Below are 22,041 nucleotides of genomic sequence, written 5' to 3'. Positions count from 1 at the left end.
CTCACCGCTCCCACGGGTAGCGTCCTTCGGCGGCATACCGTGCCATGCCCTCGCGGACGCCGGGCGCCGCGGCGAGCCGGGCGAACTCGGTGACCGCCCGCCGCTCGGTCTCGGCCGTGACGGGTTGCAGCGCGGCCAGGTACCCCTTGGCCTCTCCGATCATCCGGGCGTCGATCTTGGTCAGCCGGGACAGCAGGCGGCGCACCAACGGGCCCGCGTCCGGCGAGAGTTCGTCGGCGAGTCCCCGGTGCACGGCTTCCTGGGCGGTGAGCGGCAGGGTGGTGAGGGTCATCGTGCCCGCGGTGTGCGCGCCGGTGCGGCGGGCCAGGAACGGGAGCACGCTGCACGGCAGCAGTCCCCACAGGGCCTCGGGGAGGCTGAACACGCCGCGCTCGGTGGTGTGGACGAGGTCGCAGGCCGCGGCGAGTCCCACCCCGCCGCCCGCCACCCTTCCGTCCACGCAGGCGAGGGTCATCCGCGGCACCTCGGTGAGCCGCCGCAGCAGTCCGAAGAACGCCGAACCGCTGTCTGCTCCCCGTTCCGCGTCCCGGCCGTGGGCGGCTCCCGTCCGGATGTCCCCCGCCGCCTCACCCATGTCCATGCCGTTGCAGAACGTCCCTCCCGGCGAGTCGAGCACGACCAGCCGGCAGTCGTCGGCCTTCTCGGCGCCGTCCAGGGCTTCGTGCAGGTCGGCGATCAGGGCGGAGTCGACGGTGTTGCCGCGCTCGGGCCGGTTCAGGGTGATGCGCAGGACGGCGGGTTCCTGATGCCGGACCCGGACGGTGCCGTGGCTCATCGGTCGGTCAGCTCCAGGAGTAGAGGCGGTGGAAGTTCTCGATGCGGTCGAGCACCAGCAGCCCGGCTCCGTCGGCGAGTTCGCCGTACAGGTCCGCGTAGGGCTTGGTGTCGACGTCCAGGTCCCGCACGCCGAACGCGCGGTCGCCGCCGAGTTCGGTGACGGCGTCGTACTCCTCCATGGTCAGTGCCCGCCGGGATTCGAGCGCGGCGCCGATCCGCATCCGGCCGGCGACGGCCGCGGCCTCCTCCCCGAGGACGCCGCTGAAGAACTCCGAACCGCACCCGGAACCGTAGGAGAACAGCCCGATGCGGCAGGGGGTTTCCGGGTCGCCGTGGTCCAGGAGGGAGCACAGGGCGAGGTACAGGGAGGCGGAGAAGAGGTTTCCGACCCGGGAGCCGTAGTGGAGGGTGGGGGCGACCCGGAGCGTGAAGTCCTCGGCCGCCTCGCGGGGCCCCAGGCCCTTGTGGGTGCGCAGCAGTTTCCGGTGCGCGCCCTTGACCATGCCGGCGAACGGGGTGTGCAGCACCAGGTGCTGGAAGCTGTCGACGACGTCGGCGCCGGCCACCCGCTCGCGGTAGGCGGCGAAGCTGCGCTCCAGACAGGTCAGGTACGACAGCAGGGACACGTCGGAGTCGACGTAGTCCAGATCCGGGCGGGGCCGCAGGGTGTCCATCACCTCGAAGGTGTGCAGACCGCTGGCGCCCGGGTCCAGTTCCAGGACCCGCGGATCGCGGCCGACGAGGAGGGCGACCGCGCCGGCGCCTTCCGAGGGCTCCCAGTAGGTGCCGCGGGCCGCCGCGCTCGGTGCGTCGGCGGCGATCACCAGTGCCTTGGCGGTCTCCACGGGTGAGGCGCCGATGATGCCGGCGGCCGTCTGGAGGGCCGCCGTGCCGCCGTAGCAGGCGTGCTTGACCTCGAAGGAGCGGCAGCGGGGGCTGAGCCCGAGGTGGTGATGGATGTACGTGGAGAGGGGTTTGCCCAGGTCGAGCCCCGATTCGGTGCCGACGACGAGCAGTTCGATCGCGTCGCGTTCCTCGATGGTGAGCCGGTCCAGGAGGGGCTTCGCCGCGTTGACAGCGTTGGTGACCGCGTCCTCGCAGGGCAGGTTGACCGACTTCTGCCGCATCATGAGGTTGTCGAACCGGCTCATGTCCAGGCCCCGGCCGCGGAAGAGTTCCGCCACGTCGAAACAGGCGCGTGCCACGTAGGCGTTGATCGCCTCGATGCCGACGGCCATGGTCGCTCCCGCGGTCGGGGGCCGCCACCGGGCCCCGGTTCTCCCGGTTGTAACCGGCACGGGCCTCGCGGATCTGCTCACTTTTGCACGGCGGGGCCGTTTGTGCGCGCCGCAGGCTCGACACGCGCCGCGGAAGGCCCGACGGCCGTGCACGGGAAACGGGGGGCGCCGTGGTCGAGGGGACGCCGCCGCCGTCCCGGGTCGCCCTGCACCACGCGGTCACCGGCGCTCCCCTCGCGCATGTCTGGGCCGCCGCCCCGGACGCCCACGGCGACCGGGGCCCGCTGTCGGCTGAGGAGCGGCGGCGTTCCGCGGCCTTTCGCCGGGACGCGGACCGGCGCCTGTACGTCGCGGCCCGTACCCTGCTGCGGACCGCGCTCAGCCGGTGCGTGCCCGAAGTGGCGCCCGCGGAATGGCGTTTCACGACGGGGCCGCACGGCCGTCCCGAGCCGGCCGGGCCGCCCACCGTGCCCCGGTTGCGCTTCAGCGTCGCGCATGCCCCGGGCCTCGCGGTCTGCCTGGTCTGTCCCGAGCTGGACTGCGGCGTCGACGTGGAGGTCACCGGCCGCCCGGCGGACCCGGTGCGGGTGGCGCGCACGATGTTCCACCCCCGGGAGGCAGCCCGGGTCCTCGCGGCACCGCCGGGCGAACGCGGCGGCGTGTTCCTGCGGCACTGGACGCTGAAGGAGGCGTACGGCAAGGCGCGCGGCCTGGGCTTCCTGCTGCCTCCGGACTCCTACGCCGTCGCGCCGGACGCCCCCGGCGGGCCCCGGCTGACCGCGGCCGACGACGACGGCTCGCGGTGGCAGTTAGCCCAGTGGCCCCGCGGCGACCGGCATCTGCTCGCGGTGGCCGTACGGCGGGGCCACGGGCCGGACGTGACGGTGGTGCGGCACCCCGGCCCGCCGTGACCCGGGTCAGGACACCGACTGCCGGACGGTCTCGCTCAGGTCCCGGCGCAGGTCCGAGTGGAGCGGCTCGGGCAGCCCGGCCAGGTAGAAGTGGTCGCCCTCGTACACGCGCATGCGGAACGGACCGTCGCTGGTGGTCTCCCACAGGCGCAGTTCCAGCGGCGTGACCTCCGGGTCGTGGTCGCCGGTGAAGCCGGACAGCGGGCAGGTCAGCCGGGGACCGGGCAGTGGCCGGTAGGTCTCGTTGAGGTGGAAGTCGGCGCGCAGCGCGGGCAGGAACATCCGCATCAGGTCGCGCTGGCGCATCACCTCCCGCGGAGTGCCTCCCAGCTCGGCGACGACCCGCAGGAAGTCGTCGTCGGCGAGCCCCGCGTACGGCGGCCGGCGTGCCGCCAGGTGCGGGGCCCGCCGCCCCGAGACCAGCAGTCGGCGCGGGGCGCGCGCCGGGTCGTCCTGGAAGCGGCGGGCGACCTCGTAGGCGATGGCCGCGCCGGTGCTGTGGCCGAACAGCGCGTACGGCCGGTCCAGATGGGGGGCGAGGCCGGTGCAGAGCGGTCCGAGGAGGTCCTCCATGCTGCGGAAGGCGGGCTCGGCGACGCGGGTCTCGCGGCCGGGCAGGATCACCGGGCACACCTCGACCTCCGGCAGCAGCTTCTCCCGCCAGGGCTGGAAGAAGCCGCCGCCCCCACCGGCGTGGGCGAAGCAGAACAGGCGCAGCGGTGCGTCCGTGCCGGCGCTACCGTTCTTCAGCCAGGTACCGGTCACCGCTGTCCTTTCGTTCGGCCGGGTCCAGGGCGGGCGCGCCCGGTCGTCGGTGGGTGCCGTCGGCGGACCTGAGCACGGCGTGCCCGTACGAGCCGGTTGCCGAGACGGCGTTGACGAGCGCGCGCAGCGGCGCGCCCGGTGCGGCCGGCGTCCAGGGCCGGGCGGTGTCGGGGACGGTGAGCCGGTCCCAGTCGGGCAGCTCGGTGCGCCGGGGCGCCGGGACGGTCGGGGCGAGGGTGCGCTCGCGCAGTTGCAGGAGGACCTTGGTCAGCTGGGAGAGCCCGGAGGCCGCCTCCAGGTGCCCGATGGACGGCTTCACGGTGCCGACGAGCAGGTTCCCGTCCGTGCCGGGCGGACGCAACGCGGTGAGCAGGGCGTCCAGTTCGGCCGCGTCGGCCAGCAGGGCGCCGGAGGCTGCGCACTCGGCGTACCCGATGTCGGCGCCGTCGAGGCCGTGCCGGCGCAGCATGCGGGCGAGGGAGCGGGCGAGCGGTTCGGCGGCGGGCATCCCGAAGGGGCCCGGCCGTCCGGCCGCACCGGTGCCGGTCGCCTCGACCACCGCGTGCAGGACGTCCCGGCGCTCCACGGCGTCCCGCAGCGGACGCAGCAGCAGGGCGCCCGCGCCCTCGCCGGGCGACCAGCCGGTGTCCTCGGCGCCGAAGGCCCCGGCGGACGGCCGGGCCGCCGCCAGGCCGAGGTCGCGCAGGAGCGCCAGGTGGTAGGGGTGGGCGACGACGTTGACGCCCGTCACCAGCGCCGCGTCGCACTCCCCCTGGCGCAGGCTGGTCACGGCCAGGTGCAGGGCGGTCAGCGAGGAGGAGCAGGCGGTGTCCACCGCGACGGCGGGGCCCTCGAACCCGAGGCAGTGCGCGATCCGCGCCGGGAGGTCCGAGGCGGCGGCCGCCTGGCGGGCCGGTCCGCCCTCCCGCCACCGGGCCTCGCCCGCCTGCCGGTGGTCGTGCCACATCGTCGCCGTGAACACCCCGACCCGCTCACCGTCGCGGCTGAGACTGCCGGGTGTGTGGCCGGCGTCCTCCAGGCACTGCCACACCACGGGCAGCAGCAGCCGCAGTTGCGGGTCCAGCCCCTCGGCCTCCTGGGGTGAGACTCGGAACAGCCGGCCGTCGAACCCGTCGTCGCCGCGCACGTAGCCGCCGTGCGGCCAGGTCCCCGCCGGGGCCGGCGGGGTGCCGGTGGCGGCGGCGAAGGCGGCCAGCCGTTCGGCGGGCAGCGGGCCGAGGGAGCGGCGTCCGGAGCGCAGGTTGTCCCAGAACTCCTCCAGGCCGTCCGCTCCGGGGTAGCGCCCGGCGGCGCCGATCACGGCCATGTCCGCCGGTGCCGGCCGCGCGGCCGGTCCCGCACCGGGCACCCGCCGCTCGCGGACCGGCCGGGCACCCGCCGCGGACTCGCGGGGCAGCGGTCCGGCGAGGAAGGCGTGCAGCAGCCGCTGGCCGGGACGCAGCCGCAGGGTGTCACGGACGCGGTCGAAGGCGAGGCTTCCGACGGCACACAGGCCGACGCCGCTCTCCCGCTGCCCGCTCATCAGCAACTGCCCCATGTATCCGGCCTCGACGGCCAGGTAGAGCTGCGACTCCTCGCCGTACAGCGGCTCGATGCCGCGCGGCTCGGAGACCAGGTACACCTCGAACGCCGCGCGGTCGAAGACGGGCCGGTTGTAGGCGAAGTGGACGGTGCGGTCGATCCCGGGGCCGGTGCTCACGCGTTGCAGGACGTGGTCGTCGGGGCGGTGGTAGTAGACGCCGCCCGGGACGCCCTCGACGGCGCCCGGCTTGACGTGCAGATAGGTCTGTACGGCGTAGGTGTCGCCGGCGGAGGCGTACAGGCGGCGTGGGCCGTCACCGGCCGGCCGGGAGCGCAGGGCGGCCAGGAAGCGGAGGAAGGCGTCGTGGGCCAGCGGGCCGTCGGCGAAGTCCCGGTGGGTGGCGCGTTCCCGGTACCGCTCGGCGGGCGGGAGCGGGCCGTCGAGCGCGAGGAGGGGTTCGTCGTCACTGCGCTGCCGCAGGTGCCAGGCGCCCGACTTGAAGCGGTCGCGGTCCTCGGCGGAGAAGAACTCCACGGCCTCCGGCGCCGGGGGACGGCCCTGCGGGGACGGCTCCTCCCGCGCGGGCTCCGCGGGCTCGGCGGGCGCCGTCGCCGGATCGCCGCCCGCGAGGTGGCGGGCCATCCCGGCGATGGTCGGCTCCGCCAGCAGGGCCGAGACGGGGACGCGGCGGCCGTACCGGGACCGCAGGGCCGAGGACAGCTGGGCCAGGGTGAAGGAGGTGGCGCCCTGGTCCCACAGGTCGAGCGTGGCGTCCAGTTGGGGCACGCCGATCAGGTCGGCCAGCAACGCGCCGATCTCCTCGGCCAGTTCACCGGCGGACGGGAACGGGGTGCCGGTGGCGGGGCGTCGGGCGGGGGTGGGTTGGTCCGGCTCGCCGGACACGGACGGCCCGGCGGGCAGCGGCCACGGCAGGGCGTCCCGGTCCAGCTTGCCGTTGTCCGTCGCGGGGAAGGACGGCAGGAACGCCACGAAGTTCGGGACCATGTAGTCGGGCAGGGTCCGGGCCGCGTGGGCGCGCAGCTCGGACACGGAGGGCCGGGCGGCGCCCGGTTCGGCGATCAGGTACGCGACCACGCGCCGGTCCCCGCTGCCGTCGGGCCGGGCCACCACCACCGCGTCGTGCACGGCGGGGTGGGCGCACAACCGGTGCTCGATCTCGCCGAGTTCGACCCGGAAGCCCCGGATCTTCACCTGGTGGTCGCGTCGTCCCAGGAACACCAGGACGCCGTCGTCGCGGTAGGCCGCCCGGTCCCCGGTGGCGTACATGCGGGAGTCCGGGCCGTTCCCGAAGGGCTCGGGGACGAACCGCTCCCGGGTCAGTCCGGGCTGTCCGTGGTAGCCGAGGCTGAGGCAGTCGCCCGCGATGTAGAGGTCGCCCTCCTCGCCGACGGGGCAGGGCTCCATGTGCCCGTCCAGCACGTAGTAGCGGGCGTTGTCGATGGGCCTGCCGTACGGGATGCTGCGCCACTCGGGGTCGACGGTGCCGACGGAGTACCAGTTGGACCAGACGGTGGCCTCGGTGGCACCGCCGAGACTGATCACCCGGGCCCCGCCGAACACCTCGCGCACGTCGTCGGGGAGGGACAGCGGGATCCAGTCGCCGCTGAGGAAGACCAGGCGCAGGTCGGCGGTGCCGGGACGTCCGCGGTGTTCGGCCAGGTGCGGTGCGAGCCGGGCCAGGGTGGTGGGCGCCGAGTTCCAGAAGGTGACCGGCTCGCGCAGCAGGGCGTCGACGAGCAGTTCGGGGTCGCGCTGCTCGGCCTCGTCGGCGATGTACAGGCCGCCGCCGTAGGCGAGGAGTCCGAGGATGTCGAAGACGGACAGGTCGAAGCCGAGGGAGGTGACGCACAGCCCGGTGTCGCCCGGACCGAAGTCGAAGGTGCGCCGGCACCAGTCGAGGAGGTTGTGCAGGGAGCGGTGTGCCACCACCACGCACTTGGGGCGCCCGGTACTGCCGGAGGTGAACAGCCGGTAGGCGACCGAGTCCGGGCCCGTGACGGGCTCGGGATCGCCGGGGTCGGGCAGGTCCGTTCCGGTGGCCCCGGGGGCGTCCAGGTCGAGGACGTCCACGCCGTCCGGCACCTGCCAGCCGGGGCCGCCCGCCGTGACCAGCAGGTGCCGGGTGCCGGTGTCCTGGAGCATGCCGTGCGCCCGGTCGCGGGGCAGAGTCGGGTCCACGGGGACGTAGGCGCCGCCCGCCTTCAGCACGGCGAACACGGACACGGCCATCGCCGGGCCGCGCCGCACACTGATACCCACGGAGGTGCCGTCCGTGACGCCCGCTCGCCGCAGCCGGTGCGCGAGCAGGTTGGCCCGGCGGTTCAGTTCGCCGTACGTCATGGTGCCCTCGCGCCAGCGCAGCGCGACCGCGTCGGGGCGGCTGCGGGCCTGCTGTTCGAAGAGCAGGTGGACGGGGCCCTCGGCCGGGTAGGGGCGGGCGGTGTCGTTGAAGCCGTACAGGAGGCGGTGGCGCTCGGCGTCGGCCGGGGCGCCGCCCTTCGCAGCACCGCCGCCCGTCGCCGGACCGTCTTCCGGGTCCGGACCGTCTTCCGGGGCCGGGCCGGGCTCCGTGGCCAGCGCGGTGAGCAGGTCGGCGTACCGCTGGAACGCCTCGTCCAGCACGCCGTCCTCGAACCGCTCGTCCAGCGCGTCCCAGGCCAGGTGCAGCGCCGTTCCGTCGTCGACCGTCACGCAGTCGAGGGCGACGTCGGTGGTGGCCGTGCCCGCGGGACCGGGGCGCACACCGGCCGGCAGGGGGCGGTCCGAGACGTCGAGGACGGTGGTGAAGACCACGGGATGCGCGAAGTCCGCGTCCCTGCGGCGCCGTACGACGAGGGAGCGCATCTCGGCGAGACCGGCGCCGCCGCCCCGCTCCAGATCCTCGGCCAGCTGTCGGCAGTAGGCGCGGGCGAGGGCCGCCGGGTCGGTGCCGGGCGCCGGGGAGCGGACCCAGGTCAGTTCGGTGAACTCCGCGGGGCGCTGCGCGTCGGGGCCGGTGAAGCAGACCACGGGCAGCGCGAACGGCTTGTCGCAGAGGGCTCCGAGTGCGGTGCAGTAGGCGGCCAGCAGAGTGGCGTCGAGGCTCACCGAGTGCCGGTCGGCCCATGCCGCGAGGGCCGTGCGGTGGGTGAGGAGGCGCTCGCGGCGCCGCGGGCGCGAGGGCTGCCGCGCGTCCCGCAGCTCCGGCCCGGCCGGCAGACCGGCGAGCCGGTCCCGCCAGTGGGCGCGGGCCTCCTCGGTCACCGGCCGGGACGCGCGGGGCAGCCTGGTCGGGACCGGCGGGGCGCCGAGGGGGTCGGCGTACCGGCGCAGCAGGTCGCGGGCGAGCAGCACGATGCTGCGGGCGTCCCCGACGAGCAGGTCGGCGGACAGGTGCACGGTGGCGGGTCGTCCGGAGGCGCGGACGACCCTGAGATCGGTGTGCGCTCCCCGGCCGAGCCCGAACGGCCGGTGGGTCATCTCGGCGCGTACGGCACGGTCGACGGCGTCGGGGTCCGCGCCTTCGGGGACGTCCAGGACCGGGATCCACGTGTCGGCCGGAGCCGTGGAGAGCACACCGAGCGTGCCGTCGGCGCCGGTGCGCAGCCGCAGTGCCTCGTGTGCGGCGACGAGTTCCCGCCAGACGCCGCGCAGCCGTGCGAGGTCCAGGTCGTCCACGTGGAAGCTCTGGTGGTACTGGCAGCCGCGGCCGGTGTGGCCGTCGAGCCGCGCCACCAGGTACGCCTGCTGGAGTTCCCGGGCGGGCAGGGGGGTGTCGGGCGCCGGTTCGCACAGCCCCTGCAGCAGCCGGCAGAAGCGGCCGAAGAGGGCGTCGGGCGTGCCCGGCGGGAAGAGGCCGTCGGCGGTGTCCCAGCGGAAGTCCAGGCCGTCGTCGCGCTCCCGCATCTGGTGGTCGAGGGCGATGCCGGAGGTCTGGCCGACGGCGTACCGCTCGTGATCGGCCATGCTGCCCCGCCCGGCACCGTCGAGGCTCAGGTCGAGCAGGCTGGTGAAGACCACGGGCAGTGCAGGCGCCCGGGTGCCCTGGGCGCGCAGTTCGCGCAGCACCTCGACGCTGCCGACGTTCGCGTGGGACAGCGCCTCCCACACCCTCTGGTGGAGGGCGCGCGCGGCCTCGTCCGGGGCGGGTGGCCGCGCGTCGACGACGAGCAGGCAACCGGAGGTGTAGGGGCCGACGAGCCGCTCGGCGGCGGACGGCAGCCGGGGCCGGTCGGTGGTGGTCAGGACGAGGGTGAACGGTTCGTCCGAACCGGCCGGTGTCAGGGCTTCGGCGAAGGCCGTCAGCACCAGCGAGGTGGGTGAGACGCGCAGTTCGGCGGCCCGCGCGCGCAGGCCTGCCCACTGGGCCGGGGTGAGCCGGCCGCGGCGCGGGGTGCGCGGGTGGCCGTCGAGGCCGGGCGGCGGCTCGGGGGGTTCGGCGAGCAGTACGGGCGGGCCGCCGGGCAGGCCCTTGTGCCGTTCGGCGGCCCGGGACAGGGCGGCGCGGTGGGCGGCGGAGCCGCGGTGGCGGGCGAGCGCGTCCAGGGTGTCGCGGAGGCTGAACGGCGCCTCGGGCAGCGGGTGTTCCTCCGCCGTGTAGGCGTGCCACCAGTGGTGCAGCAGCAGGTCGGTGCCGTGCGCGTCGGTGACCGTGCCGTCGAGGCTGAGATGGACCACGGCGCGGCCGGCGGGCTCCCGGCAGATCTCGACCTGGAACGGCGGCCAGTGGCCCGGCGGGTAGCGGTGGTGGGACAGCCGGCGGCGTACGGCGCTCGCCTCGGCCTCCAGGGCGTCGGCGTCCGCCGTCTCGTGGACGACGGGTTCGGGCACCGGCGCGCTCTCCCGGACGTGCTGGTTGCGGCCGACGCCGGTGAGCCGGAGGGCGTCGAAGTGTTCGACGAGCCGCCGCCAGGCGCGGGCCAGCCGGTCGGTGTCCAGCCCGTCGAGGGCGAACTCGTGGTAGTGGTGGCAGCCGAGGGCGTCCGGGTCCAGCTCCGGATACTTGCCGACGACGTACGCCTCCTGCATGGGGGTCGCCGGGACGGGCGCGTGGCGGGACGCGGGCTCGGCCACCACCTCCACGCGACCGGCGGCGCCGTTGCCGTCCCCGCGGCCCCCGCCGTCGGCGTGGTCGGCGCGGTCGATCCGGTGGGCGAGGTCGCGGGGGGTGCGGCACTCCAGGAGCAGGGAGAGCGGCACTTCGGCGCCGAACTCGGTCTCGATCTCCAGCATCAGCCGGACGGCGGCGAGCGAGGAGAGTCCGGCGTCGGCCAGGTCGGTGTCCGGGTCGAGCGGCCCGGTCCGGGTGACCAGGGGCTCCAGGACGCGGAGCAGTCGCTCACAGGTGGTGCCGGCGGTCACCTCGGCGGATGACACGGGGACGGGCTCCGCGGACTTCAACGTTCCCCCTCGTCTCGTCGGTCGGTCTCAGCGGCGCCGCTTCACCACTGCCAGCGGCCCAGCACCGGGTACGGCGGCTGGAGCATGGGGTGGTCGTCCTCCTGGGAGGCCTTGGTGGTGAAGCCGGCGGCCTTCTCGAGGCTGCCGGTGAACGCCTTGCGGAAGCGGTCGTCGTCGGGCAGCCCGACGTCGTCGGCGGCCCGGAGCAGCAGGGCGACGAAGCGGTCGCTCTGCTCGGGGGTGATCCGCATGCCGGCGTGGGCCCGCAACAGCGCGATGAAACCGCCGAGTTCGTCGGTGTAGCGGGCGGGGCCGCCGAGCATCTCGGCGAGGAACGCGGTGAGATGGTCGGCGTGGTACGGCGATCCGGCCCGGAACAGGTCGCCCAGCAGCGGGTCCTCCAGCACCAGGTGGTGGAAGTGCTCCGCCAGCCGCCGCAGCGCCGCTTCCCCACCGACGTGCTCGTACATCGTCGTCATGCGTCCGCCTTTCGGTGTGTCGCTCGACCAGCGGGGACGGTACGCCGTGGCGTCGCCGGTCGGCTGCTCAACTTTGTGCACGGCCGGGCGGGCGGCGGCGCGGCCCGTGCCCGGGTGACCCGGTGGGGTTGTTGACCCGCCCCCGGGGGTGGGATTTCATGGCCTCCATGTCTGAGGGAGCGCGGAAGCCGTCCGATCCGGTCCTGTCCTTCGCCACGCAGGAGGAGTGGGAGAAGTGGCTGGAGGAAAACCATGAGGACACCACGGGGATCTGGTTCCGGATCCCGAAGACCGGCTCCGGGGTCGACGGCGTCGACTACGCCCACGCGCTGGAGTCCGCCCTGTGCTACGGCTGGATCGACGGGCAGAAGAAGAAGCAGGACGAGCAGCACTGGCTGCAGCGCTTCACACCCCGGCGGTCCGGCAGCAAGTGGTCGAAGGTGAACCGGGAGAAGGCCACCGAGCTGATCAAGGCCGGCCGGATGCGGCCGGCCGGGCAGCGCGAGGTGGACCGGGCCAAGAAGGACGGCCGCTGGGAGGCGGCGTACGCGTCGCAGAGCAAGGCGACGGTGCCCGACGACCTCCAGGCCGCCCTGGACGCGGCGCCGGCGGCCCGTGACTTCTTCGCCACCCTGGACAGCCGCAACCGGTTCGCGATCCTGCACCGGGTCGAGGACGCCAAGAAGGCGGAGACCCGGGCGGCCCGCATCGAGAAGTTCGTCGCCATGCTGGCGGAGGGGAAGAAGCTGTACTGAGGCAGCCGGGCGGCAGGCGGGTGCCGCCGCCCGCCGGTCCCCTCAGGCGGCCTCGTCTCCGACCGCCCTCACCGCTCACCGGCGAGGTCGAGATCCCCCTTGTTCGTCCCGGCCACGCCCTCGGCGATCCGCGGACGGCGCCAGGGACGCGCGATCGGCTGCGACACCGCCCGCCACCACGGCTCCACCGGCAACTCCCCCGCCGGCTCGAACGGCTCCCCCGGGCGCGGGAACGCCACCGCCTGGCCGGCCTCCTCGGCCGCGTCCCTCGTCCACTCACCGGGCTCCGCCCACGCGTGCGGCGCCAGGTTGAAGGTCCCCCAGTGGATCGGCAGCAGGGCGCCGTGCGACCGGCCGCCCTGGAGGTCGAGGTGGGCCCGGACGCCCTCCTCGGGGGTCATGTGGATGTCCGGCCAGAACTCCGCGTACGCGCCGAGCTGGATCATCGTGGCGTCGAACGGGCCGTGCGCGGCGCCGATGTCGCGGAAGCCGTCGAAGTAGCCGGTGTCCCCGCTGTGGTAGACGCGGTGCTCGTCACCGGCGACGACCCAGGACGCCCACAGGGTGTGCTGGGTGTTGCGCAGCCCGCGCCCGCAGAAGTGCCGGGCCGGGGTCGCGGTGAGGGTGAGGCCGCCGACGCGCGTCGACTCGTGCCAGTCCAGCTCGCGCAGCCGGTCGGGGGAGACACCCCAGTGTTCGAGGTGGCCGCCGACGCCGAGCGGCACGGCGAACAGGGTGTCCGTGCCGGCCAGCGCCTTGATCGTCGGCATGTCCAGGTGGTCGTAGTGGTCGTGGGAGATGACGACGACGTCGACCGGGCCGAGGGCGGCGAGCGGCAGCGGCGCCGGGTGCAGGCGCTTGGGGCCGGCGAAGGGGAACGGGGAGCAGCGCTCGCCCCACACCGGGTCGAAGAGCACGCGCTGCCCGTCGATCTCGGCGAGCACGCTGGAGTGGCCCATCCAGGTCAGCCGGAGCCCGGTGGCCGGTGGCCGGGCGAGGTCGGCCAGGGTGGTGGCGTGCACCGGAACGGGCCCCCGCGGGGACCGGCGCAGCCGCGCCTCCTTGTCGAAGTAGATCCTGGCGAATTCGGCGGCCGATCCGGAGGGCCGGGTCCGGGCGGTGCCCCCGGGGTTCTGGAAGACGCCGTCGCGGAAGTGCGGCGATCTGCGGATGCGCGCCATGCGCTCACCGCTCGGGTCCACGCCGAAGGCCGCGGGCCGGGGCACGCTGAACCCGGGACTCGGGGAACGGAAAGCGGGCACGGTACCTCCAGGTGGGGTGGTTCAGGCTCTCGTTGTCGTCGTCTCGTCCTACGTCACCTCGAACGACGGATGTCACATCCGTGTTCCCCCGGTCCACCGCGACCGGGAAGGGCGTCATCGCACGTCCGGGCGCCTGTATAGGGTGACGTGCGTGGGGAGAGTCCGGTTGAGCGTGGCGGAGCGGCGCGAGGAGCTGCTGGGCGCCGCCATCGAGCAGATATCGGCGCGGGGCGTGGCGGCGTTGCGGATCGCCGACGTGGCCGCGGCGCTCGGCGTCAGCAACGCCCTGGTGCTCTATCACTTCGCCACGAAGGAGCGCCTGGTCGCCGCCGCGTTCACCCATGCCGCCGAGGACGACCTCGCCCATCTGCGGGGGCTGCTCGCCCGTCGTACGTCGGCGCTGCGCCGCCTGCGGGCGGCCGTGCGGTGGTACGCGCCGACCGGTCCGGCCAAGGGCTGGCGGCTGTGGATCGAGGGCTGGGCGGCGGCGCCGCGCGAGCCCGCGCTGCGGGAGGTCACCCGCGAGCTGGACCGCCAGTGGAAGACCGCGATCGCCGAGGTCATCGCCGAGGGCGTGGCCGCCGGTGAGTTCTCCTGCCCCGAGCCGGACGCCGCGGCCCTGCGGCTGACGGCGTTGCTGGACGGGCTGGCGGTGCAGCTCACGTCGTACACGGGAACGGTGTCGCGGGCCCGGGCCAAGGAGTGGGTGGACGAGGCACTGGCCGGGGAACTGGGTCTGGAGCGCTCGGCCCTGGCGCCCACGCGACGTTAGACGCCAGGGTGTCGCACGGGCCCCGGCCGGCCGCCCGCCCCGCCTCAGGCCACCGGGGCGATCCACGTCTTGATGTCGTCCGGCGACAGGGTGCCCTTGGCCGTCACGTGGTCGCCCGACGACTCGCCGCGCAGCCGGCGCCCGATCCACGGCACCAGGTACTCGCGCGCCCAGTGCACGTCGTCGCGCCGGACGTCGAGCGTGCCGCGCGGCGGCAGGGGCGGCCACGGCTGGTCCGGGTCGGCCGGGACGCGCAGGCCGAGGGCCTGTCCCGCGCGCAGCGCCACGCGGGTGTGGCCCTCCGGCGACAGGTGCAGCCGGTCGGCGTCCCACGCCCTGCGGTCCTGGACGCTGCGGAGCGACCACAGGTCGAGCACCGGGCAGCCGTAGCGGTCGGCGATGGCGCGGACGTGCCCGTTGTACGTGGCGATCTTGCCCCGCAGGTGCTTGAGCACGGGCACCCCCCGGGTGTCGAACCCGGTGGTCACCAGGACGGTGCCGGCCGCGGCGGTCAGCGCGGCCACCGCCAGTTCGAACCGCTCGGCGACCTCGTCGGGGTCGGTGCCGGGCCGGAGGATGTCGTTGCCGCCGGCCGCGAACGAGACCAGGTCCGGGGCGAGTCGTACGACCCGCGGGACCTGTTCCGCCACGATCTGGTCGAGGAGCCTGCCGCGCACGGCGAGGTTCGTGTACGTGAAGTCGCCCTCGGGGCGCCGGTCCGCGAGCAGTACGGCGAGCCGGTCGGCCCAGCCGAGGAACGCCCCGTCGGGGCCGGGATCGCCGACGCCCTCGGTGAAGCTGTCCCCCACCGCCACGTACGACCCGATCACTGCTCTGCTGTCACTCTTCGAATCGTCTGCCACATCGGCCCATGATTCACCTTGGAATGTGACCTACGCGACCGTAGGAAGGGGTTGACGGTCGGTGAGAAAGGCCACGCCTAAAGTGTTCGTCAATTCCGGAATACGGCGGAGGTCGGACACATCCACGGCCCGTACAGCCATGGCCGGATACGCCGAAGGCCGGACCCGGGGATCGGGGTCCGACCTTCGGGGCGCGGGGGCTGCGCGGAACCGGTCGTCAGACGGAGACGCCGTGCGAGCGCAGGAACGCGATCGGGTCGATGTCCGAGCCGTAGTCCGGCGTGGTGCGGATCTCGAAGTGCAGGTGCGGTCCGGTCACGTTGCCGGTGGCGCCCGAGAGGCCGACCTGCTGACCCGCCGTCACCGACTGACCGGCGGAGACGGAGAGCGAGGAGAGGTGGGCGTACTGGGCGTAGTGGCCGTCGGCGAGCTGGATGACGACCTGGTTGCCGTACGCGCCGCCCCAGCCGGCGGAGACGACGGTACCCGCGCCGACGGCCTTCAGCGAGGTGCCGGTCGGGACGACGAAGTCGGTGCCGGTGTGGTAGCCGCTGGACCACATGCTGCCGGACTGGTGGTACGGGGTGCCGACGGTGCCGCCCTCGACGGGGGAGGTGTAGCCGCTGGTGGTGCCCGCGGACTGGGTGCCGGTGTTCGAGGAGTCCGAGGAGGAGGCGGCCTTCTCGGCGTCCGTCGACTTCTGGGCCGGCTTCTCGGCGGCGGGCTTCTCGGCGGACTTCTGCGCGGGCTTCTGGGACTGCGCGGAGGACGGCGCCGACGACTTGGCGGCGTGGCCGCCGATCGAGAGCTTCAGACCGGGGTGGATCAGCGACGGGTCGGAACCGACGGCCTCGCGGTTGTCCGCGTAGAGCTTCTTCCAGCCGCCGTCGACGTGCTGCTCGTCGGCGATCTTCGAAAGGTAGTCACCGCTCTTCACGGTGTACGTCCGGGAATCCGAGTTCTTCTCGGCGCCGCTCGCGGCGGCCTTCTTGGCCGACGTCGGAACGGCCTGCACGGCCTGCTCGGAAACGGAGTGCGCGGGGGCGGCGTTGGCGGCGGCGGCGCCCATCAGCGGGAGCGCGAGCGCGGCGCCACCGGTTCCGGCGACGGCGATGGTGCGGGTCAGGCGCATGGCCCTGGTACGGCGGTGCTTACCCTTCGCGGGCATGGCGAATTCCTCTCCGGCGCCTGCGAGGTGAGCTGTCGGGTGCGGGCTGGAGATGCCCGGCCGCGTCGGAACGCGGCTTTACCCCAAGCCGTTCCGGGAACCGGAACAGGCAGTTCTACCTGTGGGTCCCCCGCTCCTGCCGTGTACGGGTGGTCGATGAGTGCGGGCTCCGGTCGGCGGCAGGATTAGGCGTCCGCCCGGATCGGTGGTGAACGTAAGGGACCAGGACGCACCGGGACAAGCGAGGGTTTCCCGCGACCGGCGTTCCGATTGATCCTTTACGGGAATGACCGGTAACCCTGCGTCGATTTCCGTCGCGTCGTTTTCCTGAAAGGCCCTTGGAATGCAGCCCAATTACGTGAACATGACGGGCCACGCACGGTCACGGATATGACGCTGCTCACGCGCTCCTCACGCACGCTCCGCCATTTCAGGGCCAGTTGTTATTAAGGCGCCAATTCGGACAGAAGGCTCTTATCGGCTCGCAATATCCCTCGGAGCACGATTTCACGCACGGGGGATGCCGTATCGTCGGGTCGTGCCCGCCGGCGAGCAGCGGCGGCGGGGTGGAGTGGGAGGAGCCCCCGTGACGCAGCAGGTCCCGTCGACCGAACCCGAGCTGACCGGTGTGCGCAACTTCCGGGACGTGGGCGGACTGCCGACCGTGGACGGGCGGCGGGTACGGCAGGGGGTGCTGTTCCGCAGCGGTCACCTGGCGCACGCCACCGGTGAGGACGCCGCGTTCCTGGCCTCCCTGGGCCTGCACACGGTCTTCGACTTCCGCAACGCGGCCGACCAGAAGCTCGACGGCCCGGACGTCGACCTGCCGGGCGTGCGCAATGTGAACCTGCCGCTGAGCGATCCGGCCGACGGCGCCGAGTTCTGGAAGATGGTCCGGGACGGAGACCTCGACCAGCTGCGCGAGATCCTCGCCGACGGCAAGGGCGCCGACCGGATGATCGGCTCCTACCGCTCGATCGTCACGGAGCGCACGGCGGAGCACTCCCGGATCCTGCACGCGCTCGCCGAGGACAGCGTCCCCGCGCTGATGCACTGCGCGGCCGGAAAGGACCGTGCGGGTCTGTCCATCGCCGTCACCCTGCTCGCCCTGGGCGTCGAGCGCGAGGCCGTCGTCGAGGACTACCTGAAGTCGAACGCCGCGCACCGCCGCTACAAGGTGCGCCGCAGCGGCTCCGCCGCCTCGGCCTACTCCCCCGAGGTCATGGAGCTGCTCAGCCCCCTGTTCGACGCGCGCGCCGAGTACCTGGCGGCGGCCTTCGAGACCATCGAGGAGACGTGGGGCGGCGTCGACGCGTACCTGGAGAAGGGCCTGCGGCTCACGCCCGGGACCCGGGAGCGGCTGCGCGAGCGGATGCTGGACTGAGCCGGGTCACCCGCTCGCGGACGGCGCTACTTGGCGCCCACCTCGAACAGCAGGTAGAGGAAGCCGCCGAAGACGTGCCCCAGGGCGATGTAGACGAGCAGTCGCACCCACAGGGCGCGCGGGAACTTCTCCTGCATGGTGCTCATGGCGTCTCTCCAGGGTTCGGGCCGGGGGCCGGGCCGAGGCACAGCGCGGCCGTCGGGCTCTGCAGCAGGGTGTGGACGAAGAGCAGCTCGACCCCGTCGGGGTCCTGCGCGGCGATCCGGTGCGGGGTCGTCGAGTCGAAGTGGGCGCTGTCCCCCGCGGTGAGCCGGTGCTCGGTGTCGCCGAGGCGCAGTCGCAGCCGGCCCCTGAGGACGTGGAGCCACTCCTCACCGGGGTGCACGCGCACGACGTCGCCCTCGGAGCCGTACGGCACCAGGACGCGCAGGGCGTGCATGCCGCGGCCCGGCGCCCCGGCCCGGTAGTACGTCCAGCCGCCCGCGCTCGTGGGCTCCATGTCGGCGGCGCGCACCACGGCGTCCCGGTCGGCGGCCGTCTCCCCCAGCAGCTCGGCGACGGTCGTACCGTAGACGCGGGCGAGGGAGAGCAGCATCGGCAGCGAGGGCTGGCGCTGCCCGGTCTCCAGGCGGGACAGGTGGGCGGGCGAGAGCCCTGCGGCGCGGGCCGCGGCCTCCAGGGTGAGGGCGGCCCGCCGCCGCAGCTCACGCAGCTGAGGTGCGACGGCGGTGACCGGCCCTTCGGCGGGGCCGGTCTCGGAGGGACTCATGCCTCCATTCAGCCCGATTCTTGCCCGCTGGGCAAATTTCTTGCCTCATAGGCAAAAGTTCCCAAAGTCCCTCTCAGCGGTTGGCCACCGCCTGCTTGACCAGGGTCTTCCCGAAGTCCCACATCAGGCCGCCGCCGTTGTGCGCGTCCTCCATCACCTCCGTGAAGGCGTCGACGAACCGGTCGGCGTCGGCGGTGTCGATGATCAGCGGTGGGATCAGCTTGATCACCTCCAGGTGGTCGCCGGACACCTGGGTCAGGATCCGGTGCCGCTGCAGCAGCGGCACGACCACCATCTGCGCGAACAGTCCCTTCCGCGCGGCCTGGAGCATCGTCCAGCGGCTGCGCAGCTTCAGGGACCGGGGCCGGCCGAACTCGATGCCGATCATCAGCCCGCGGCCCCGGACGTCGGCGAGCATTTCGTAGCGGTCCACCAGTTCCGCCAGCCGGGACTTCAGCCGCTCCCCCACCGCGGCCGCGTTCGCGACGATCTCCTCGTTCTCCATCACCGACAGCACCGCGAGCCCGGCGGCCATGGCCTGCGCGTTGGACCCGAAGCTCGCCGAGTGGACCTGCACGCGGTCCATCGAGGAGTACACCTTCTGGAAGATCCAGTCCTTGCCCAGGGTGGCCCCCACCGGCACGTACCCGCCGGACAGCGCCTTGGCGACGCAGACCAGGTCGGGTTCGACGCCGTCCGAGTGCTGGTAGGCGTAGAACCTGCCGGTCCGGCCGAGGCCCGTCTGCACCTCGTCGGCGATGAGGAGCGCCTTGTGCCGGCGCAGCAGCTCCTGCGCGGCGAGCAGGTAGCCGGGCGGGGCCTCGTGCACGCCCTTGCCCTGGACCGGCTCCACGATCAGGGCGGCCACGTCGCCCTTCCTCAGCTCGCGCGCCAGGGCGTCCAGGTCGCCGAGCGGGACGGCGGTGTCGGGCAGCAGGGGTGCGAAGCCCTTGCGGAAGCCGTCCTCGCCGTTGACGGAGAGCGAGCCGGTGGTGAGTCCGTGGAAGGCGTGCGTGCAGTACAGGATCCGCTGCCGGCCGGTCGCGTACCGGGCGAACTTCAGGGCGGTCTCGACGGCCTCGGTGCCGCTGTTGCCGAAGAAGACGCGGTCCAGGTGGGGGCTGTAGGAGAGCAGCTTCTCGGCCAGCAGTCCGGGCAGCGGCGGGCAGTCGAAGCGGGTCAGGTCGGCGAGCGAGGCGTCGAGGACGTCGTGCAGCGCCTTGCGGACGACGGGGTGGTGGCGGCCCAGGCCCATGACCGCGAACCCGGCGAGCATGTCCAGGTAGTCGTTGCCGTCCGCGTCCCAGAAGTGCGCGCCCTCGGCCCGCTCGTAGACCTTGTCGAAGCCGATGGTGTGCAGCATGCGCGGCAGCTGGTGGTTGAGGTGCCTGGCGTGCAGCTCGTACCGCTCGGCCCCGCGCTCGGCCAAGAGCGCGGCGAGGTCGAACTCCTTGGTCATTCAGTTCTCTCCTTGCGCTGGCATGACGATCCGTCCGTCGCCGGACTGTTCCACTGCCGGCCCGCCCGCCCCTTCGGCGAGGGCCAGGCTCGCGGCGATCCGGCCGGCGACGTCGACCGGGGTGAGGCCGATGTCCGCGAGCACTTCGGCGCGTTTGGCGTGCGCGAGGAACTGCTCGGGGATGCCGAAGCGGCGCACGGGGACGTCGACCTCGGCGTCGCCGAGCGCCAGGGCCACCGCGGAACCGACCCCGGCGGCACGGCTGTTGTCCTCGACGACGGCCACCAGCCGGTGCCGGGCCGCGAGGGGCGCGAGCGCCGGGTCGACGGGCTTGACCCAGCGGGGGTCGACGACGGTGCAGCCGATGCCGCGGGCCTCCAGGAGGTCGGCGGCCCCGAGGCAGACGGGCGCCATCACGCCCACGGACACGAGGAGCACCTCGGGCCGGTCCGCGGTGTGCAGGACGTCCAGACCGCCGATCCGGTCGACGGCGGGTACGGCGGGGCCGGCGGACTCCTTCGGGAAGCGCAGCAGCGTCGGCGCGTCGTCCACGGCGACCGCCTCGCGCAGCTGGGCGCGCAGCTGGTCGGCGTCGCGCGGCGCGGCGATGCGCAGCCCGGGGACGACCTGGAGGACGGACATGTCCCACATGCCGTTGTGCGAGGCCCCGTCGACGCCGGTGACGCCGGCCCGGTCCAGGACGAAGGTGACGCCGCAGCGGTGCAGCGCCACGTCCATCAGGAGCTGGTCGAAGGCGCGGTTGAGGAAGGTGGCGTAGACGGCGACGACCGGGTGCAGTCCGCCGGTGGCGAGACCGGCGGCGGACACGGCGGCGTGCTGCTCGGCGATGCCGACGTCCCAGACCCGGTCGGGGAAGCGCGCGGCGAACGGCGCCAGGCCGACCGGGTGCAGCATGGCCGCGGTGATCGCGACCACGTCCTCGCGCTCCTCGCCGATCCGGACGATCTCCTCACCGAACACCGAGGTCCAGGACGGCCCGCCGGCCGGGCTCAGCGGCTCGCAGGTGAGCGGGTCCATCACGCCGACGGTGTGGAAGTGGTCCTCCTCGTCGCGCAGGGCGGGTTCGTAGCCGCGGCCCTTCTCGGTGAGGCAGTGCACCAGTACCGGACCGTGGAAGCGTTTGGCACGGCGCAGCGCCGACTCGACGGCGCCGATGTCGTGCCCGTCGATCGGGCCGAGGTACTTCAGCCCGAGGTCCTCGAAGAGGCCCTGCGGCGCGAAGGCGTCCTTGAAGCCCTTCTTGGCGCCGTGCAGGGCCTCGTAGACGGTGTTGCCGACCACGGGCGTGCGCTGGAGCACGTCCTTGCCCCAGGCCAGGGCCCGCTCGTAGCCGTCGGTGGTGCGCAGGGTCGCCAGGTGGTTGGCGAGGCCGCCGATGGTCGGCGCGTACGAGCGTTCGTTGTCGTTGACGACGATGATCAGCGGCCGGTCCCTGGCCGCCGCGATGTTGTTCAGCGCCTCCCAGGCCATGCCGCCGGTGAGCGCGCCGTCCCCGATCACGGCCACGACGTGGCTGCGCTCCCCCCGCACCTGCCGCGCCTTGGCGAGGCCGTCGGCCCAGCCGAGGACGGTGGAGGCGTGGCTGTTCTCGATGACGTCGTGCTCGGACTCCTCGCGCGAGGGGTAGCCGGACAGGCCGCCCTTGCCGCGCAGCTTGGAGAAGTCCTGACGGCCGGTCAGGAGTTTGTGTACGTAGCTCTGGTGGCCGGTGTCCCACAGGATGCGGTCGTCCGGCGACTCGAAGACCCGGTGCAGGGCGACGGTGAGTTCCACCACGCCGAGGTTGGGTCCGAGGTGACCGCCGGTGCGGGCGACCGCGTGCACCAGGAAGTCACGTATCTCGTCGGACAGTTCACCGAGTTCCGCCTCGGACAGCGCTTTCAGGTCGCGTGGTCCCCGGATGTTCTCCAGAATCGTCACGCTCGGGCCCCCTTCGGTCCGCGTTTCAGCTCACGGTGACGGCCGGCTCCCCCGACGCGCCGTCCTTCTCCATCTGCTCGGCGATCCTCATCGCCTCCTCGATGAGGGTCTCCACGATCTTCGACTCGGGGACGGTCTTGACGACCTCGCCCTTGACGAAGATCTGCCCCTTGCCGTTGCCGGAGGCGACGCCGAGGTCGGCCTCGCGGGCCTCGCCGGGGCCGTTGACGACGCAGCCCATCACGGCGACGCGCAACGGCACCTCCATGCCCTCCAGACCGGCGGTGACCTCCTCGGCCAGCTTGTACACGTCGACCTGGGCGCGGCCGCAGGACGGGCAGGAGACGATCTCCAGCCGGCGTTCCCTGAGCCCGAGCGACTGGAGGATCTGGATGCCGACCTTGATCTCCTCGACCGGCGGAGCGCTCAACGACACCCTGATGGTGTCGCCGATGCCCTGGGAGAGCAGGGCGCCGAAGGCGACGGCCGACTTGATGGTGCCCTGGAAGGCGGGGCCGGCCTCGGTGACGCCGA

17 protein-coding genes and 1 riboswitch are annotated in these 22,041 nt (G+C 73.6%); of the genes, 4 read left to right on the top strand and 13 right to left on the bottom strand.

The window, feature by feature from the left end; all coding sequences use genetic code 11:
- Nucleotide 1: 1 nt before the first annotated feature.
- Nucleotides 2-796: an enoyl-CoA hydratase-related protein gene (locus ACZ56V_RS18825; RefSeq protein WP_468943557.1), complete on the bottom strand. Its 795-nt coding sequence runs from the start codon at nt 794-796 to the stop codon at nt 2-4.
- Between the two features lie 7 nt (nt 797-803).
- Nucleotides 804-2,036: a hydroxymethylglutaryl-CoA synthase family protein gene (locus ACZ56V_RS18820; protein WP_468943554.1), complete on the bottom strand. Its 1,233-nt coding sequence runs from the start codon at nt 2,034-2,036 to the stop codon at nt 804-806.
- A 170-nt stretch (nt 2,037-2,206) separates the two neighbouring features.
- On the opposite strand from ACZ56V_RS18820, the gene ACZ56V_RS18815 reads away from it, so the two are divergent.
- Complete coding sequence (locus tag ACZ56V_RS18815; protein WP_468943551.1) at nt 2,207-2,947, top strand: 4'-phosphopantetheinyl transferase family protein; 741 nt, start codon at nt 2,207-2,209, stop codon at nt 2,945-2,947.
- A 6-nt stretch (nt 2,948-2,953) separates the two neighbouring features.
- Here the strand turns inward: ACZ56V_RS18815 and ACZ56V_RS18810 are convergent, their stop codons facing one another.
- The 3 genes from ACZ56V_RS18810 to ACZ56V_RS18800 all read right to left on the bottom strand — a co-directional run bounded on the left by ACZ56V_RS18810 (nt 2,954) and on the right by ACZ56V_RS18800 (nt 11,134).
- On the bottom strand, nt 2,954-3,712 hold the full coding sequence (locus ACZ56V_RS18810) for a thioesterase II family protein (protein WP_398916484.1): 759 nt from the start codon (nt 3,710-3,712) through the stop codon (nt 2,954-2,956).
- Nucleotides 3,684-10,631 carry an amino acid adenylation domain-containing protein gene (locus ACZ56V_RS18805; RefSeq protein ID WP_468943547.1) on the bottom strand — a complete coding sequence of 2,316 codons (6,948 nt, stop codon included), beginning with the start codon at nt 10,629-10,631 and terminating at the stop codon, nt 3,684-3,686. Before ACZ56V_RS18805 ends, ACZ56V_RS18810 begins: the two co-directional genes overlap by 29 nt.
- A 65-nt stretch (nt 10,632-10,696) precedes the next feature.
- Nucleotides 10,697-11,134, bottom strand: coding sequence for a group II truncated hemoglobin (locus ACZ56V_RS18800; protein WP_157953360.1), 438 nt, complete (start codon nt 11,132-11,134; stop codon nt 10,697-10,699).
- Between the two features lie 158 nt (nt 11,135-11,292).
- Here ACZ56V_RS18800 and ACZ56V_RS18795 point away from each other — a divergent pair, with 158 nt between their 5' ends.
- On the top strand, nt 11,293-11,889 hold the full coding sequence (locus ACZ56V_RS18795; RefSeq protein WP_467384364.1) for a YdeI/OmpD-associated family protein: 597 nt from the start codon (nt 11,293-11,295) through the stop codon (nt 11,887-11,889).
- Between the two features lie 68 nt (nt 11,890-11,957).
- Here the strand turns inward: ACZ56V_RS18795 and ACZ56V_RS18790 are convergent, their stop codons facing one another.
- A complete protein-coding gene (locus tag ACZ56V_RS18790; RefSeq protein ID WP_468943542.1) occupies nt 11,958-13,151 on the bottom strand; it encodes an MBL fold metallo-hydrolase in 1,194 nt (397 codons plus the stop codon).
- Between the two features lie 151 nt (nt 13,152-13,302).
- Here ACZ56V_RS18790 and ACZ56V_RS18785 point away from each other — a divergent pair, with 151 nt between their 5' ends.
- Nucleotides 13,303-13,923, top strand: coding sequence for a TetR/AcrR family transcriptional regulator (locus ACZ56V_RS18785; RefSeq protein WP_468943539.1), 621 nt, complete (start codon nt 13,303-13,305; stop codon nt 13,921-13,923).
- 44 nt (nt 13,924-13,967) lie between these two features.
- Here ACZ56V_RS18785 and ACZ56V_RS18780 read toward each other — a convergent pair whose 3' ends face one another.
- Together ACZ56V_RS18780 and ACZ56V_RS18775 are read right to left on the bottom strand one after the other, a co-directional pair.
- Complete coding sequence (locus ACZ56V_RS18780) at nt 13,968-14,753, bottom strand: SGNH/GDSL hydrolase family protein (protein ID WP_398917839.1); 786 nt, start codon at nt 14,751-14,753, stop codon at nt 13,968-13,970.
- 250 nt (nt 14,754-15,003) lie between these two features.
- Complete coding sequence (locus ACZ56V_RS18775; RefSeq protein ID WP_467384371.1) at nt 15,004-15,954, bottom strand: M23 family metallopeptidase; 951 nt, start codon at nt 15,952-15,954, stop codon at nt 15,004-15,006.
- Between the two features lie 2 nt (nt 15,955-15,956).
- Nucleotides 15,957-16,116, bottom strand: a riboswitch (cyclic di-AMP (ydaO/yuaA leader).
- 424 nt (nt 16,117-16,540) lie between these two features.
- Here ACZ56V_RS18775 and ACZ56V_RS18770 point away from each other — a divergent pair.
- Nucleotides 16,541-17,338 (top strand): tyrosine-protein phosphatase, encoded by a 798-nt coding sequence (locus ACZ56V_RS18770; RefSeq protein WP_467384373.1) that lies wholly within the window; start codon nt 16,541-16,543, stop codon nt 17,336-17,338.
- 26 nt (nt 17,339-17,364) lie between these two features.
- Here the strand turns inward: ACZ56V_RS18770 and ACZ56V_RS18765 are convergent, their stop codons facing one another.
- The 5 genes from ACZ56V_RS18765 to ACZ56V_RS18745 all read right to left on the bottom strand — a co-directional run.
- Entirely contained in the window at nt 17,365-17,484 is a 120-nt protein-coding gene (locus ACZ56V_RS18765; RefSeq protein WP_104635973.1) for a DUF6126 family protein, read from the bottom strand.
- The gene (locus ACZ56V_RS18760) at nt 17,481-18,107 is read right to left on the bottom strand and encodes a helix-turn-helix domain-containing protein (protein ID WP_398917813.1); all 627 of its coding nucleotides are present in this window, start codon (nt 18,105-18,107) and stop codon (nt 17,481-17,483) included. Before ACZ56V_RS18760 ends, ACZ56V_RS18765 begins: the two co-directional genes overlap by 4 nt.
- A 73-nt stretch (nt 18,108-18,180) precedes the next feature.
- Nucleotides 18,181-19,566: an aspartate aminotransferase family protein gene (locus ACZ56V_RS18755; protein WP_467384376.1), complete on the bottom strand. Its 1,386-nt coding sequence runs from the start codon at nt 19,564-19,566 to the stop codon at nt 18,181-18,183.
- A complete protein-coding gene (gene dxs, locus ACZ56V_RS18750; protein WP_467384377.1) occupies nt 19,567-21,507 on the bottom strand; it encodes a 1-deoxy-D-xylulose-5-phosphate synthase in 1,941 nt (646 codons plus the stop codon).
- 25 nt (nt 21,508-21,532) lie between these two features.
- A partial coding sequence (locus ACZ56V_RS18745; protein WP_386207344.1) for a flavodoxin-dependent (E)-4-hydroxy-3-methylbut-2-enyl-diphosphate synthase occupies nt 21,533-22,041 on the bottom strand: 509 nt, incomplete at its 5' end.

This window comes from Streptomyces sp. NPDC034099 (assembly GCF_055575415.1).
Note: the sequence above shows the minus strand (reverse complement) of the source record. Positions and strands in the feature narration are given on the sequence as shown.

Bases quoted from the DNA above. Each gene is read 5' to 3' on its own strand.
- ACZ56V_RS18825 (WP_468943557.1), bottom strand. From the start codon at position 796: ATGAGCCACGGCACCGTCCGGGTCCGGCATCAGGAACCCGCCGTCCTG.
- ACZ56V_RS18820 (WP_468943554.1), bottom strand. From the start codon at position 2,036: ATGGCCGTCGGCATCGAGGCGATCAACGCCTACGTGGCACGCGCCTGT.
- ACZ56V_RS18800 (WP_157953360.1), bottom strand. From the start codon at position 11,134: ATGACGACGATGTACGAGCACGTCGGTGGGGAAGCGGCGCTGCGGCGG.
- ACZ56V_RS18795 (WP_467384364.1), top strand. From the start codon at position 11,293: ATGGCCTCCATGTCTGAGGGAGCGCGGAAGCCGTCCGATCCGGTCCTG.
- ACZ56V_RS18775 (WP_467384371.1), bottom strand. From the start codon at position 15,954: ATGCCCGCGAAGGGTAAGCACCGCCGTACCAGGGCCATGCGCCTGACC.
- ACZ56V_RS18765 (WP_104635973.1), bottom strand. From the start codon at position 17,484: ATGAGCACCATGCAGGAGAAGTTCCCGCGCGCCCTGTGGGTGCGACTG.
- ACZ56V_RS18760 (WP_398917813.1), bottom strand. From the start codon at position 18,107: ATGAGTCCCTCCGAGACCGGCCCCGCCGAAGGGCCGGTCACCGCCGTC.
- ACZ56V_RS18755 (WP_467384376.1), bottom strand. From the start codon at position 19,566: ATGACCAAGGAGTTCGACCTCGCCGCGCTCTTGGCCGAGCGCGGGGCC.